The organism is Chitinophaga sp. YR573 (assembly GCF_900110995.1).
In the GTDB taxonomy this organism is placed as follows: Bacteria; Bacteroidota; Bacteroidia; order Chitinophagales; family Chitinophagaceae; genus Chitinophaga.
Window position 1 is genome coordinate 415335 of the sequence record NZ_FOJF01000001.1, and the last position, 14775, is coordinate 430109.

14 protein-coding genes are annotated in these 14775 nt (G+C 39.6%); 6 read left to right on the plus strand and 8 right to left on the minus strand.

What is annotated here, in order from left to right; all coding sequences use genetic code 11:
- Window positions 1–19 precede the first annotated feature (19 nt).
- The 7 genes from BMW86_RS01805 to BMW86_RS01835 all read right to left on the minus strand — a co-directional run bounded on the left by BMW86_RS01805 (window position 20) and on the right by BMW86_RS01835 (window position 8361).
- Window positions 20–1060, minus strand: a complete 1041-nt coding sequence (locus BMW86_RS01805; protein ID WP_089778397.1) for a hypothetical protein — start codon at window positions 1058–1060, stop codon at window positions 20–22.
- Between the two features lie 33 nt (window positions 1061–1093).
- A complete protein-coding gene (locus BMW86_RS01810) occupies window positions 1094–2515 on the minus strand; it encodes a hypothetical protein (protein WP_255372827.1) in 1422 nt (473 codons plus the stop codon).
- An 884-nt stretch (window positions 2516–3399) separates the two neighbouring features.
- Window positions 3400–4314, minus strand: a complete 915-nt coding sequence (locus tag BMW86_RS01815) for a hypothetical protein (RefSeq protein ID WP_089778401.1) — start codon at window positions 4312–4314, stop codon at window positions 3400–3402.
- Between the two features lie 285 nt (window positions 4315–4599).
- Window positions 4600–5685 (minus strand): hypothetical protein, encoded by a 1086-nt coding sequence (locus tag BMW86_RS01820; protein ID WP_089778403.1) that lies wholly within the window; start codon window positions 5683–5685, stop codon window positions 4600–4602.
- On the minus strand, window positions 5682–6965 hold the full coding sequence (locus tag BMW86_RS01825) for a hypothetical protein (RefSeq protein ID WP_089778405.1): 1284 nt from the start codon (window positions 6963–6965) through the stop codon (window positions 5682–5684). The genes BMW86_RS01820 and BMW86_RS01825 overlap by 4 nt, the downstream gene beginning before the upstream one ends.
- Before the next feature lie 228 nt (window positions 6966–7193).
- Complete coding sequence (locus BMW86_RS01830) at window positions 7194–7982, minus strand: hypothetical protein (protein ID WP_089778407.1); 789 nt, start codon at window positions 7980–7982, stop codon at window positions 7194–7196.
- A gap of 184 nt (window positions 7983–8166) precedes the next feature.
- Window positions 8167–8361: a hypothetical protein gene (locus BMW86_RS01835; protein ID WP_218149093.1), complete on the minus strand. Its 195-nt coding sequence runs from the start codon at window positions 8359–8361 to the stop codon at window positions 8167–8169.
- 164 nt (window positions 8362–8525) lie between these two features.
- Here BMW86_RS01835 and BMW86_RS01840 point away from each other — a divergent pair, with 164 nt between their 5' ends.
- The 6 genes from BMW86_RS01840 (at window position 8526) to BMW86_RS01870 (ending at window position 12751) form a co-directional block, all read left to right on the plus strand.
- Entirely contained in the window at window positions 8526–9278 is a 753-nt protein-coding gene (locus BMW86_RS01840; RefSeq protein ID WP_089778411.1) for a hypothetical protein, read from the plus strand.
- A 179-nt stretch (window positions 9279–9457) separates the two neighbouring features.
- Window positions 9458–10105, plus strand: a complete 648-nt coding sequence (locus BMW86_RS01845) for a hypothetical protein (RefSeq protein WP_089778412.1) — start codon at window positions 9458–9460, stop codon at window positions 10103–10105.
- Window positions 10106–10382: 277 nt separating this feature from the next.
- On the plus strand, window positions 10383–11126 hold the full coding sequence (locus BMW86_RS01855) for a hypothetical protein (RefSeq protein ID WP_143056455.1): 744 nt from the start codon (window positions 10383–10385) through the stop codon (window positions 11124–11126).
- The gene (locus tag BMW86_RS01860; protein ID WP_089778419.1) at window positions 11068–11730 is read left to right on the plus strand and encodes a P-loop NTPase family protein; all 663 of its coding nucleotides are present in this window, start codon (window positions 11068–11070) and stop codon (window positions 11728–11730) included. The genes BMW86_RS01855 and BMW86_RS01860 overlap by 59 nt, the downstream gene beginning before the upstream one ends.
- Window positions 11727–12332, plus strand: coding sequence for a hypothetical protein (locus BMW86_RS01865; protein WP_089778420.1), 606 nt, complete (start codon window positions 11727–11729; stop codon window positions 12330–12332). Before BMW86_RS01860 ends, BMW86_RS01865 begins: the two co-directional genes overlap by 4 nt.
- A gap of 2 nt (window positions 12333–12334) precedes the next feature.
- Window positions 12335–12751, plus strand: coding sequence for an N-acetylmuramoyl-L-alanine amidase (locus BMW86_RS01870; RefSeq protein ID WP_089778422.1), 417 nt, complete (start codon window positions 12335–12337; stop codon window positions 12749–12751).
- 112 nt (window positions 12752–12863) lie between these two features.
- On the opposite strand, the gene BMW86_RS01875 is transcribed toward BMW86_RS01870, so the two are convergent.
- Window positions 12864–14774, minus strand: a complete 1911-nt coding sequence (locus BMW86_RS01875; RefSeq protein ID WP_089778424.1) for a c-type cytochrome — start codon at window positions 14772–14774, stop codon at window positions 12864–12866.
- Between the last annotated feature and the right edge of the window lies 1 nt (window position 14775).

Genomic DNA, 14775 nt, shown 5'->3' on the forward strand with positions numbered 1-14775 from the left:
AATTCTTTTAGGTGTAGGGTTATTTTTTTGCTGTTTCCAGTTGTTCTATACGTTTCTCCTGCCTGATCAGGTAAAGTGTCAATTCTTCAACCTTTTGCAACAGTATTTTATTCATTTCGCCAAGATCCTGACCATTTTTTTCCACTTCTACAGCTGAAGGCACATCGGGCAAATGTTTATTAGCCAGCACATAATTTTCTACTTCCAGCAAAGGCATTAACTGATAATCCTGCTGGAATACAAAGTCTGCCCAACTGGTTTGCTTCACCTGTACTTTTCTGGCTCCTATTGTGCCTTCTACAGCCAGTTTATAAGAACCTGGTGATGTGGTACCAATACCCACATTACCTGTATTGATTACATTAATAACTCCTGTGGTCGCATTAAGTCCACCTATCCTTAGCATATTATCCCCTTCTGCGATATAGAACCGGCTGTCTACATTGGATTGAATAGAAATGGCTCCATCGTTATTATTAGGGCCATATACACTCAACTTAACAGGTGGTGATACCGTACCTACACCCACATTTCCGGTGCTATTCCAGATGCCGCCACCAGGCATAATCACATTACCTGTGAATTTGTTAACGTAAGGAATCTGGTAGCTGGCTGTTGCCGTACCAATGAGCAGTGAATCAACAGCACTCCATCCGGTAAACCAGGCAGCCTGTTCTCCATTACCTCCGGCAAATGCTCTGACATGAAATCGTTGGTAAAATATTTTGCTGTCGACAAAAATGGAGACCTTACCATTTTCATTCGCAAGTGTGATATTAGGAGTATGTGAGGCCGCAGTACTTACTCTGCTATTAATAAACGCACCGCCATAGATGTAATAAGTAAGTGTCAGATTCATAGGATCACCGGTAGAATAAGCATATCCTTCCAGGATAATAGTTACCATCTGTGAACTGTTGGTAAATGGTAGGTTCGTCTTAAGCTTTACACCGTTAACCGGTGTTGTGTTAGTGGAATAGTAGAATACATCATCATAATTCTGGGCTTTAACAAGCAGTGTTACGCATAACAGGGATAACACGAAAAGAACTGATTTCATGAATTAAAAATTTAAGGTTAAGGTTTATTGATTTTAGAAGTTATATCCAAGCCGGACTTTGATATTATCTGTTTTGGGTAATTGTCGTGGGGCTAAAAAATCATACAGCACCATGATATTTCCTTTCAATTTGGGATTAATCTGATATTTTTTGCTGAGTCCGAAGAGAGCGCTACCCTTCCAAATATTCAGGCTTTTTAGTTGGTTCAAACTAGTAAAAGTGGTTTGATAATTTTCTTCAAAACCACCATTAACAAAAAAAGTTCCGCGTATCTTCCAATCAAAAAATGAGCGTAAACCCAGCCCGGTATGGCTAAAACTGATATGTTCCCAGCCCTTTCCCAGCCCTAGTTTGTAAGCAATGCCCAGTCCTAAACTGCCATTCTTATGGAACTTATATGCAGCCTGTCCGGCAATGTCCGCATAGGTTGGGAAATACTTATTGGACTTCTGGAACTGTATATTCCCACCAAATTCCATCCGCTGTAATAAACTTTTAGTCTTTAGGGGATTAGGTTTAAAATCCGGCATATCTGCACTGTTATCCAGATCTGGAAACTTACTTTTCAATTCACTGAACTGTGATCTGGCCTGGTCCATTGCCTGACCGACGGCCTGCTGTGCAGAAGGACTGCTACCAACACGTTGCTGAATGAGCTGTTCCACCTGGGTACGGGTTTGCAATCCTTCCATGCTTTGTGCTACATTTCCAGATGCAATAAGGCCAAACAAACTTCCCAGTTGTGAATGTCTTTGAATAAAGTCGTTATAAGCAGGCATTTTCTTCAATAACGCTACTGCCTTTGCTTCTGCCTTCTTTCTATCTTTGAGCAGGGATTTGTATTCATTGACCTGTTGCCCATAATAATAGGCTTCCTTGTTCATCTTTTGCAGGTTCCTGGTAAACCCGGTATATTGTTTTAACTGTTCCTGCAACTGTTGTTTATGCTCACGGATATATACTTTGATATCATCAACCTGTTGTAGGCTCCCTCGCAGTTCCTGCAGGCTATTAGTGGCGCTTTTTAACTTCGCCTCAGAATTACCCAATAATTCTTTTGAACCATCTAAAAACTTCAGGGAATTCTCCAGCGTATCGAGGTCTGCGTTGCCTCCGATAGGTAAGGCAGTAGCTACTTTTCCCTTCAACCCAAATCGTAAGCTGTTTAACTTTGCAATAGAAGTAGTGAAGATGTTCTTTGCCGCAACAGAATCAATTTTGTTGAGTTTTGCCTGCATTCTATATTCTTGTTTGGCAAGACGTTTCAATACCTTATCGGTTCGGTTAGTAACCCGTGAGGCTACCCGATCTGACTTTTTCCTCACCTGTACCAGATACTTTTCAGGTAATTGGGTTACTTGCCGGGCAGTGCTGTCATGGGCTAAGGGTTGACCAGCAAAGGCAATACAAGGCCAGCTCATTGCTACAATGAGATAAAAAATACGATAATGCATGTAATGTGATTTATACGATATTGTCCCTTTGAAAACTAAATGACACTAAAATCTATAACCTTATAGAAATACCTGCGCACAGCAACGTAATTCCTAATACAACATGACAAGAGGATTTTGGGTAGATTAATTTTTGAATGATACAGGATTAATTCTACATGACAGCTAACTATTTAGATAAGGTATTTATCTTGATGTAAACTTAGAGGAAAGGTACGCCGCCTATCTGCGCAAGAAAAAATACCAGTAAATTGTTAGACCTAATATTTATTGTACTGTAAATGACATTTACAACCTGACACTTGCTGGCTTTGTGTTGTATAGGCAATGCAAGACCCGCTCAAGTTGAATTGTGTCGCTATATAGTACCAGGATATAATTTACTTCATATATAGGTGTTATAAAAGACTACTCATCAGAATAATTTAGGGTGTTATTTAAGCACAGATATAGATTTATATTCTACAATAGTAAAGGATTATTGGTTTTCGCGCAGTTAATACGAGGTTAATGTTTGGAATTGCCTTTAATGTAATCAATAAGCGTTCACTTTTAAGTTTTATTCACTACAAATAGGGATACCGTCTTTAATATCTCGTTTGATATCCGTTCCAAATGTTGTGGAGTTATTCCTTCCGTTACAGCAATATTATGTGCTGCAATCCAATCATGTGTCCTAACTACTCCATCACGATCTACTGCCTCTCCGTACTTCCCGTTCTCCCTGCAATGTGCATCCGTCTCACTTCTTCATTAATATCTGGGTATTTATATTTAATAAGGGCTAAGAGCTCGTTATAATTCAGTTTTGCAAGTGGAATTTGTAATTGCATATAGGCATATTTTTGTGAATATTAATAATGTTATATTCTTGGTAGTTAAGCTCACTTCATAAGATACTGATTCTTTATACGTCTCTTAAATTCCCAAGGGTCGTGTTCTTCAATGTTTTGCATTAATTTCCCTCTGCGTTGTCGCCTGTTCATGTTTGGATTAATAGCCTTTGTTTGATGTTTCAGTCTATGGAAGCGTATAATTTTGCTTGGGTAGTTCTTATCCATAAACTCGAACAATATCTCAAAAATGATATCCCCATTTATAAATACATAATCGTTTGTACCCCTCGCAACATTAAGAGCAATAATGGCATCTTGTAGTTGTTCTGTATCTAAATATACAGTATAAAAATTTGTGTAATCCTCAAGGAGCTCGTATTGATTTGAATCTTCTTTTGGCCCTATATAACCCCAAAATGGTGCTGGTCTAGATATTTCAATGCATTTGTAAAAATATGCACCTTTGCAGGTTGCTAAGGAAACAATCAATTGATTTTTTATTAGCATATTAATATTTCTGCACAACTCTCCCAACTCTTCCCAAGTTACAACCTCATTGCTGGTTAACTGCATACCTCTCTCCGATCCATGCATTTCAAAATGCAATATTGGAATAAGAACTCCTTTGGTTACAAGCTGTCTGATCTCCTGAAATAAAGAAAATAGTTTAGCCTTTGTTTCGACCGTAAAAAGCTGTGACTGCGTTCCATTTTTAATACATTTCCATCGGATAACATCATTATGGAGGTCTGTCCCCGTCTTTTTATCTCCTGGGCGCAACGATTCTATAACAAAGACTGCGTTATACAATAATTCATATGAAAACGAGCATTCATCTTCCATATATTTTTTATTTAATATCAAAGCCATGTAACTTAAGCCCCCTCCGCAAAATCGTGTTGCAAAAGCAACACTTAAACTCTCTTCCATATATCCCTCTGTATGGCCTAAGGGAGTTTTCATATCCGCTTATTTCATAAGCACTCGAAAATATGTGCACGGCGTTATAGCATATCGCAAATCGGATTTATCATAAGTAGAAATAAATACATCCTTCAATTAATCAATAGTAGGTAATTTACATCCAAGATTAACCTTCAGAACACTATCAAGCTTATTTTGATCAATCTGCTCTATTATGATATCGCTTACTATCATGTCAGACAGTGTCTTAAATTCTTAAGTTTCGTTACCCACACTATTCAGAATATATTTTTTAAGATTCGAGACAAGTAAAAAATATAATAGCTACTCTTTCTCTAAATCTATAATAAGGGTGGTAAAAATCTCTTTAAACTCTTTTGGGAGACCAGTTGCTGAGCAAAGATATTCTATAAGTCTCAAACTGAAAGTCGAAGTGAATTTATCTTTACTAATAATTTTTTTAGAATAATTATATTTTGTTGAATCCTTTGATAATAACAAAAAGGCTAATTCTTTAAGTAACAAGGCTACGTTTGAAAAAGAAAGTGGGTTGTCTAGCATCAACCTGACCAATTCAATAAACTTATCCCAGTTGGGTAGTTTCAGGTCTTCTGTTTTATCAGAACCTCCTGCGTATGTTTTTCTCAGGTCATTTAAGAACTCATAGTTTTCGATACCACCATATATTATTACCTTAAGGTCCTCATCGAGATCGCTTTTCGCCGAAGGAACTAAATATTGATTAAAAATTTGTATAAGTATATTATTTAAGGCTATTGCTACCAACGAAAAATGATTGAGTACAAGGCTTTGGTGCAATGTATTAGCTGGATTTAATTCTCCTTTTAGAGTTCTTAATAGGTAGATTGCAGACCTAAGCTGATACGTGCTATTTTGTTCGTTCCAAAAAAGCGTGTGCGAAAATTCAACAAATTTATTTAGTGGAGGATAGCGGTTTCCTATTTCAATAAATGCATCCCAGATATCAATTTCACTCATCGCGCTTCTCAGATCAGTGATATAATCAGCAGTTCCTTTAGAGTAAGTTGTAAAATCATCATCAGAAAGTAATTGAACTCCGAGAATGCTAGAAGTTAGCTGATGTTCTTTCTCAATTCCCTTTGATAATATAATAATACCTTTTTCAGAATTTAGATAAGCCATCAACCCCCTCATCCAAAGAGTTCGGGTAATTGGAGATTGATTTTTCAATGTTTTGCAATCTCCAAGAACAAGCCTAAAGTTGCCGGTAACATCTGTATATAATCCCAACACATCTACATCAGTAATTAATTTTTTCGTTTTGGAAATTCGTTGTTTGGATAGAATATCTACTTCAAGCTGAGGATACCAAAATTTCCTAATATAATATCCTAAAAGTTTTTCCTTTATCAATCTATCTTTCATCATAGTGATGTTCCTTTAATAAATAAATTTTCAAACTCTGCCTTAGATTCCTCGTTTAGTTCTATTGTCTCACGTCTTCTTAAGTCACTTGACGAAATAATTGATTCAATGTAGGTTTGATCTTTTTGTAATGCGATCCTAGCATCTTCATTTACTTCCATGCTCGTTAATTTACCTTCTTCGACGAGTTTTATTGCCAAATCTAAGGCTTTCATATTTTCTTCTGAATTAATAATGATGAACCTATAACGATCTCCAGTTGCTTTTTCAAGTCTTCCCAATTTCATGATCGCAAGTTGATGATATTGAGCATAGGTTTCACTTGTTGGGTGTAACCATCCATCACGTTTTAATGCTCTAAGGATTTTATCAGGCCATTTTATTGCAAAGGATTTTGACAACAGTTGCCCTTGTCTTACAGAAGATACTAACGCCATAGCTCTTTCATAAATTTCCCTGTTAACAGGGTTTAATTTTGAACTTCCGGGAGCTGGAGGGAACAAAAAATGATTTTTCCCAGAATGAGAAGTTGTTATAGAGGGAGGCTTGACTGCGCCATCTTGCGCAAGGCTTTTTAAAATAGAAAGATCCTCCTTTGTAATCGGATCCCCATTAATACTCATTGTTTTTTCTATGATGCTTAAAGGCCATCCTTGTGATTTAGATACGAGTTCCAGTATTTTTTTTATTTGAGTAGCTCCGGCCTTAGCAGTCATATCAGCAAAAACATCAGCATTTTCTGAAAAGAAGGTTGGGCTAATTAAAATATCCTTTCCTCTTGCTCTTTTTGATAATATGTAACCTCCTTGGAGACCGATTTGCAAACTCCTATCAACAATTTTCTTATCTGCGCCAGGAAGATAAATGTTGCTTTTCTCCGTTGGTGCATCTGAAAGTTTTGAAATAATTCGCAAGGCTAAATCTTCTTGTTCATTAAATTTATATACCGTCTCTGCATAATCACCAATTGATGTATAAATGTCATCAAAGTATGGAACACGTGGAATGACTTTTTTAATAGTAGTTCCTTCCGTGACGAGTTGAACAAATTCTATTTCTGCAAGATTAAAAATTATCTCCCTGAATGAACTAGGGGGAATAGCAAAGTAATGGCTCGCGGCAAGCCTCATAGTATTGTAATCAATAATGGGCAACCCTCTTATGTGTAAGGAAAGATTAACCATCATACCAATTTTGGGTATTAACTCAAACTCAGGAACTTCTTTTCCCTCAAGGGAAACTTGAATATCATGAGCTTTAGAGGCCTTTTCTACTCTTTTCATGGAACATGTTATTAGGGGTAATTTCTACAATATATAACGGAAATACGATTCTAAATGGCATGACATCCACAAAAGTACATATATAAATATATTTATTTTCTATAAATTTGATTATCAGAAAACAATAAGATTACAAGTAATATTTTAAGATTGAAAACTTTTAATTATATAACCCCAAGCACAGTAATGGATATTTCTTAAATACCAAAAAAATGAATAGTACGACACTTACCCTACCGCCAATATCCTGGCACAACCTGCATCTTTCATCGTGTTTACAATCTTGTTGCTGATAGGTGTACCCATTTCAAGTCCTACGGACAGTATAAACGTCCAGGAATCATCCCGTTTCTCTCCTCCTTCTAATTGTAATTCGATACGCTCTCCTGTGTAGTTTTCTCCTACTGGCTGCCACGCTGTATAAGCAGCTGGTGCAGTGTCAGTGTCTTTATTTGTATATGCAGGATAGTTGTAGTGCAGGTCTGTAATAGCCTGTAATGAGATCACAAACCGGAACAGCGGATATTGCCACGGGATGAACAGGTTTATTTCCGGTGTCAGGTTAGGTAACTGTACCCATGCACTGCCGGTTTCTCTTATGATCTCATATTTCAACGGAAGCCTTACTACGCCGTCAAAAGGGTTTTTCTGAGTAATGCGAAACCCTTCCAGCAGGTCCCTGTGTTTAGAAAACAGAATAGACCGCTGTCCCTTTACATTTTCAGTATCCTGCAATTGTATCACTTTACATAATTTCGAAAATTCAGCTGTGATGTTGTGATCTGCAAGATGTCTTACAAACAGCAATGCCCATCTGATTCTGCCAGCTGCTCTGCCGCAACCTTTCCACTCGAGATTATTCTCCCGTGTTCTTTCAAAACTTTTAGCTGTTTTGATTTTATTGCTGGATACTCCTTCAGAGATTCGGACAAAAGTACCATCTATATCTTTTCTTTTGTAGGCAGATAAACCTCCGATTTTTCCGGTGAAATCGATACCTCCTCTAAGTCGGGCCATATGTTATGTCGTGTATACTACAATTTAGTTAAAATCTGTTATTAAGACAAGTATAAGTCCCCTATAACTCCCCCTTAAATAAGGTGGGCTTACAGGGGACTTATAGGGGACTATGAGAGGGCTAGTATGGGGCTAATACTACCTGATGAGTCGCTTGAAATACCCTAAATATCAGGGTAAAACATCAATACTTCAAAAAAGGCACTACTACTTCTTCCGGTATCCCTGTCACCAGGCAAAAATCCTGCATCGTCACAAACTCCTGTGGTGCTTTGCCCAGTTGCTTTTTTATCTTTTTTAAGAGCCGCCGCGCAGCCTGGTTTTCTTTGCCGGTGATGTTCTCTACGTCTTTCGCATAAATTACTACTCTATGTATCATAATGTTCAATATTGATCAAAAGTGATTAAATGTGATAGGGATGATCAGCACATTTTTTTCGTGTCATCCTCAGGTGTATTATTGTAAAAGGTTACTGCAGGAACCGGGGTTTAAGTATAACGTACCTACGTAAACGTTATACACAAATTTACAAAATTTTAACCATGGCTAAACAATTAGGAATAACAAAATTAGAGGGTACCATAGGAGATATCACCTTCTATAAATCCCAGGATGGGATGATGGCCCGGCAAAAAACAACCGTCAGTGGTAATCGTTCAACAGATCCTGCGTTTGCCCGTGTAAGGGAAAATGCGCAGGAGTTTGGAAGGGCCGGTAAAGCAGGAAAGGTGCTAAGGGCAGCCTTTAGCAAATTCTTATCCAAAAGTGCAGATGGCAGAGTGATCAGCCGTTTAGTACAGGCTATTATGGACGTGCAGAAAACGGATATCACAAGTGCGCGTGGAGAACGTAATATCTGGAGTGGAGATGCCAGTCTGCTGAAGGGCTTTAACTTCAACATTAAAAGCCCGCTCAGTACTGTTTTATCAGAACAGTATACGACTGCGATCGACCGTGTAACGGGAGTGGCATCGGTTTCTATTCCGGCTTACATTCCGCAGGATGCTATTAACGCACCCGCAGGTACTACTCACTTCAAACTGATAAGCGCTGCCTCCGCAGTAGATTTCTTAAATGAAAGTTATCAGTCAGTATCTGCAAGCAGTGCAGAAATAGCTTATGGCACACAACAGGAAGCCCTGTTAACGCTCACGCATAACCTGCCGGCAAATAGTGCAGATCCACTATTTCTGGTGTTGGGAGTTGAATTTTATCAGGAGTTTAACGGTAGTTTATATCAGTTAAAGACAGGTAGTTTCAATGCCCTTACAATCATCGCTGTTGATGTAAATTAACAGCCGGGGGGATGTGTCATACATCCCCCTTCACTAAAATGGACAAAAGAAAAATTTGGTCAAAATATTATATAACATAAATTAGCTCCCATAAAAATTTACAAAAATGAAGATAGATTTTGCAAGGCCCTTAACAACCAGGACCGAAACCGTAATTTTTAATTGTAGAAAAGATAAGTATGTCGTCATCAGTTACCACTCTGACCAGTATTGTTTACCACCTTTGCAATGTAGAAGAAGATAACCTTAGAGACAAGAAACAATACGAAGCTCAGAAAGCCGCGCTCTTAGCGGAAATCCACACTATCAGGGAAGCCATTGTAATAAACGCCCTTTCTATTGTTAACCAACAGAAATACAAGCAGTTTATTGCGCATAAATATCGTACACTAACAGTACTTGAAAGTCTGTTAGAAGAGGCAATTTCTAAAAAAGAAAGCGAGTATTCTTTCACCACACAATTGATGAAGGAAGTTTTATCCCACACCGGAGTACTTAATTACTTCGTACAATACCATTTTTCGCCAACACTGGATAGCCAGCCAGCTCCCAGCCAGCACATTACAACTATTGAAAAAATAAAGCTGGATGTCACGGCAGGAGGAATTGCAGTTCTTACAAAAGCGCTTATGAAAGCAGCGCTGAATATCACCCCTAAAGTTCAGGATGAAATCGTATCCTATATAGTTACGCATTTCAATTCCAGAAGAACGGATGATCTGGCAATTACAACTTTTAAGAAAAACTATCGTAATCCTGAACCCGCAGCTATTGAGGATGCAATCGGGTTTCTTACAAGGATGATCGATCATCTTAGAAATTTATAACTTTTTTTCTCTTCAACTTATTGATAATCAACAGGGGTGCAAAGGGGTCAGACCCCTTTGCACCTGTTCTTGTATTCCTTATTTTTTTTGATTTGCATAAAAACATTCAAACTATGCAAACAAACATCCCCCTGACTCAAAAAGAGCAACAACAAGTAAGGAAATTTATTTCTCCTCTCAAAAAGACAAACCTGCCAAACCGTAGAATACTACGCCCGCAGAATTATCAGCAAACTCTTAGAAGAAAAAAAACTAAACGATGAATTACATTCTTCACATGCAAAATTTCTACTACCTCGTAGAAAGAGATAGGCGTCTGAAACCCTTGCACATTACGTTGTACATCGCACTGTTCAACACCTGGAACAAGTACCATTTTACGCCTGTATTCAGGATCTCGCGTGACTTACTCATGAACGGAAGTCGTATAGGCAACAAGAATACGTTTGCCAAAATGCTTAAACAACTGCATGAATTCGGTTACATCATCTATCAGCCGGAGTTGCACAAAGGGCATTACCCGAAAGTAACAGTCATCCGGTTAACTGATCATGAGATTGCAAAAAACCAGTTGGATCTTTTTCGGGAGAGTAGTACCAGTCCTGATACAGGGGGTAGTACTTCCACTGGTACAGGGGTAGTACCAGACGTGAAAAAGGTAGTACCAGATCTGCTCAAAACAGGTACCAATACTGGTACAGAAGCCGTACCAGAACTGGTACACTTAAAAAAACAATCTTATAAACAATGCAAAACAATTGAGTGTGAGACACACGCACAAAAGTATCCAACCATGCAGGAAGTTTTAAGCTGGTTTGATAAAGAACATGCAAACACAGAAACGGCGCTCGGCTTTTTTTACCACTATTCAGCCAACGGGTGGATGATGGGTAGGCAACCCATCAGAAAATGGCAGGCAGCGGCCTCAAAATGGCTTTTAACAACAAAAAACAAATTCGGTAATGAACGACAAAATCCTCTCCACACAAAAAATAACAAAAACTATTCAAACCCCCTATGACTATCATGCGATTTTACAACTCATAATAGCAAAGGGAAAAGAGCTGTTACATCCGGATTACAACATCGATGATATTGATCGGGCGCCAATCCTGAAACTGATCACCTACTTCCTTCAGGACGAAAACATGGCTGATCATCTGGGTATAGACCTGTACAAAGGGCTGATCATCAATGGACCTGTCGGATGCGGAAAGACGGCTATCATGCGCATCATGCGGACACTGGTAACACCTCATAACAGATTTCTCATCCGTTCCTGCAGAGAAGTCAGCCTGGAATTTATGAGAGAAGGTTATATGGTGATCAGTCGTTACAGCAAACAATGCTTTGATATCCACTCAAGTGCTCCTCGTCCCAGTTGTTTTGATGACCTGGGACTGGAATCAGACGTAAACTATTTCGGTAACAGCATGAACGTAATGGCAGACATTCTCTTCCATCGTTACGATCTGTTCATGGAAGCACACATGATTACTTATCTCACCACAAACATGGATGGGGAAGAACTGGAAAAACGTTACGGCAACCGGCTGCGCAGCCGGTTACGGCAAATGTGCAACCTGATCGCTTTTTCTCCTGACAGTAAAGACAAAAGAAAATGAAAACACATATTACCATCATTCTTTTACTCACATTTTTCACTTTTATAACACTAAGAACATGTTTTCACAAACAGGAATATATCAACGTTACGCAAGACAGTGCGGTATACTGGAAGGACAAATACAATACGGAACATATCAGCAAAATGGCCGGCAGCATACAAAAACCATCCGCTTTTTTAAACGCTGTAAAAAAGCAGGTGAAACAAGAGGATATCCGGGATATTACGACCGTCAGCTCCGCGACTACCGGGTTTATTTATCCTAAGGTAGACACCGTCTATCTGCCGGATTCTACCACCATATACAAATTTAGCTTTCATGACCAGTGGCTGAATCTTACCGGTGAAATAGGGAAAGAGTCTGTGATTAATTACCGGTTTACGGATTCGATTATCATCACTGCTTATCAGAAGCATAAAAAACCTTATGTAGATGCTTATAGTCTGAATCCAAATGTTCACTTAACAGGTATTACCGCGCTGAGGATGATAAACAGGCAACATTTTACAATCGGACCATACGCCGGTTACGGATGGAACGGAAAAGCGTTTACGCCTTCTGTAGGGATTTCATTACAATATTCATTTATAAAATTCTGATTATGCGAAACATAAAATACATCGTTATCCACTGTACGGCAACATCGCCTTTAACACCAGTTGCCGCTATACAGAACTATTGGAGAACACAGTTGCACTGGAAGAATCCGGGATACCACTATATTTTACCTATAGATGGGACGGTTCAGCGATTACTGGATGAGGAGTTGATTGCGAATGGTGTTAAGGGGTATAATGATGTGTGTATTCATGTTAGTTATATTGGTGGAGTTGATGAGGATAATAATCCTCGGGATACACGGACGCTTGAGCAAAAGACTGCCATGTATTATATGGTTTGTTTACTGAGAGAAAAGTATCCCGCGGCTGTTATTCAGGGGCACAGGGATTTTCCGAATGTACATAAGGCGTGTCCGTCGTTTAATGTGAAGGATTGGCTGAAGGAATTTATACCGTAATTATCAGAAGGGTATTATCATAAGAAAGGAATTATAACAGACTGGCTTTAGCTTAAAGAGAAGAAGCCGTCATAAATATAGACGGCTTCTTCCCCTTTTATTCAAAAGATGATTACTTCAGAGAATTAATCCACGCCGCTATTTTCAGGGCATCATTACGAGGCACCTGTGGCATTGGCGGCATTTCAGTAGCATAATCAGGCCAGTTCTGAGGCTTTGGATTTGCCAGCAGTTTCAGGATCTGTTCGTTAGTGTAATGGCGCTTAGCCACATCAGAATAGGCAGGGCCTATCTGACGCTTATTAGGAGCGTGACATGCCAGACAAGTATACTTCGCCAGTAAAGGCTTTACTTCTTCAAATTTAGGCACTTTAGCCACTGCTGATTTAGTAGTAGTAGTAGCAGTAGCAGGTGCAGCCTTTGCCTTAGAAGAATTGAACGTACTCGCTTTGCTTAATGGCAGTTTATCACCCTGCGGGATATGATGTAAAGTGTAGAATCCGGTAGGATGCACCAGTGAATAAGAATGGTCCTTTGCACGCACACCTTCCAGTGTGATATTATGCACATAATCCAGGCGTAAGCTGTCTACTATAATACGGGCTTTAAGACCGTCTTCAGAGACTTTAACACCTTTGACAGGGCAGGTAATATTGTTTACCGGAGGACTGCCATATACAGAGTGATACTTGTAAGTAAAACTCTCCACGGAATAAGAAGCCAGATCTTCTGCTGATTTCTTATCTACAGGTAAAGTGAATTCTATTTCGAAACCATCAGGCATTGCTTTGATTGTACGCATCTCAAACGGCATCTTCTCATTCCATACCAAACGCTGTAAACCTTCATTGGCATCTCCTGCAGAACCCCATCCCCTGTTGGTCTCCCCTACAAAAAGAGTAGAACCGTCTTTGGCCCAGGCCATCCTCAATACCCCCGACTGAAACCCAGCACGGAAATCAAAAGAAACACCCTGGTATTCACCATCCACTTTCTCCATCACCACACGCATGATCTTACTCTGACCCTGGTCACCAATTAAAATCTGTCCGCCGAAAGGACCAAAACTTCCTTCAGGGATCATGATCGCTTCCGAGTTGGAAACACCCTGTATACCATGTGGTAAAATAACTGCCGGTAAACGTAAAGAAGGGATCTTCTTTTTAACATCTGCCAGCGTTACGAACTTTTCATTTACGATGTTCTCCGGTTTGAGATAATGACCATCAGCACCTTTCTCACGACGATCCTTCACCAGTGAATGAAACTCCGCATCGGATAATTTCACCGGAGAATTTGGCTCCTGAGACCAGCGTAAACCTGCCGGATGACCAATAAAGTCACCTTTATCTATCTTCCAGAGACCACCGGAACCAACCCAGTCGCCCTGATTTTCAGTATAGAACAGTTCTCCGTTCAGCATACTGATACCACAGGGAGAACGGAAACCTGTTGCATAAGGCTCCATACGTCCATCTTCCCAGATATGCATCATCCATCCGCGCCATGGCACCTTGCTTTCACCACGCCACCATTCCTGATCGCCGAAAGCAACGTTGCCGGATACAAAGAAAGAACCATCCGGTGCAATCTTGGGACCGAAGCTATATTCATGATAATGACCAGAAAGCGGCCATGCGTAAACAGTTTCATAGACGTCTGCTTTACCGTCCATATTGGTATCTACCAGTTTGGTGAGTTCCCCGCGCTGTGCGCAGTAGAATGCACCATCTTTCCATACCAGTCCCAGGATCTCATGCAGACCAGAAGCGAATTTGCGGAAATAAGGTTTGCGGCTGGTGGGGTTTTCTACCACGTACACATCTCCGCGACGTGTAGAAATACCCAGATCACCATTAGGCAATACCGTTAGGCCACCTACTTCCAGCAGGGTACCTTCCGGAGAAGTCACTTTCATGATCTTAAAGAAGTCTTCTTCCTTAGGCGTTTCCTGGGCATGCAGTGTTGTTGCGGCAGCTGTAAGCAACAGCGAGTACAATAATGCCTTATAAATATTTTTCATT

What these genes read in the sequence shown, in the direction of transcription:
- BMW86_RS01805 (WP_089778397.1), bottom strand. Translation starts at nt 1,060, where the DNA reads ATGAAATCAGTTCTTTTCGTGTTATCCCTGTTATGCGTAACACTGCTT.
- BMW86_RS01810 (WP_255372827.1), bottom strand. Translation starts at nt 2,515, where the DNA reads ATGCATTATCGTATTTTTTATCTCATTGTAGCAATGAGCTGGCCTTGT.
- BMW86_RS01815 (WP_089778401.1), bottom strand. Translation starts at nt 4,314, where the DNA reads ATGAAAACTCCCTTAGGCCATACAGAGGGATATATGGAAGAGAGTTTA.
- BMW86_RS01820 (WP_089778403.1), bottom strand. Translation starts at nt 5,685, where the DNA reads ATGATGAAAGATAGATTGATAAAGGAAAAACTTTTAGGATATTATATT.
- BMW86_RS01825 (WP_089778405.1), bottom strand. Translation starts at nt 6,965, where the DNA reads ATGAAAAGAGTAGAAAAGGCCTCTAAAGCTCATGATATTCAAGTTTCC.
- BMW86_RS01830 (WP_089778407.1), bottom strand. Translation starts at nt 7,982, where the DNA reads ATGGCCCGACTTAGAGGAGGTATCGATTTCACCGGAAAAATCGGAGGT.
- BMW86_RS01835 (WP_218149093.1), bottom strand. Translation starts at nt 8,361, where the DNA reads ATGATACATAGAGTAGTAATTTATGCGAAAGACGTAGAGAACATCACC.
- BMW86_RS01840 (WP_089778411.1), top strand. Translation starts at nt 8,526, where the DNA reads ATGGCTAAACAATTAGGAATAACAAAATTAGAGGGTACCATAGGAGAT.
- BMW86_RS01845 (WP_089778412.1), top strand. Translation starts at nt 9,458, where the DNA reads ATGTCGTCATCAGTTACCACTCTGACCAGTATTGTTTACCACCTTTGC.
- BMW86_RS01855 (WP_143056455.1), top strand. Translation starts at nt 10,383, where the DNA reads ATGCAAAATTTCTACTACCTCGTAGAAAGAGATAGGCGTCTGAAACCC.
- BMW86_RS01860 (WP_089778419.1), top strand. Translation starts at nt 11,068, where the DNA reads ATGAACGACAAAATCCTCTCCACACAAAAAATAACAAAAACTATTCAA.
- BMW86_RS01865 (WP_089778420.1), top strand. Translation starts at nt 11,727, where the DNA reads ATGAAAACACATATTACCATCATTCTTTTACTCACATTTTTCACTTTT.
- BMW86_RS01870 (WP_089778422.1), top strand. Translation starts at nt 12,335, where the DNA reads ATGCGAAACATAAAATACATCGTTATCCACTGTACGGCAACATCGCCT.
- BMW86_RS01875 (WP_089778424.1), bottom strand. Translation starts at nt 14,774, where the DNA reads ATGAAAAATATTTATAAGGCATTATTGTACTCGCTGTTGCTTACAGCT.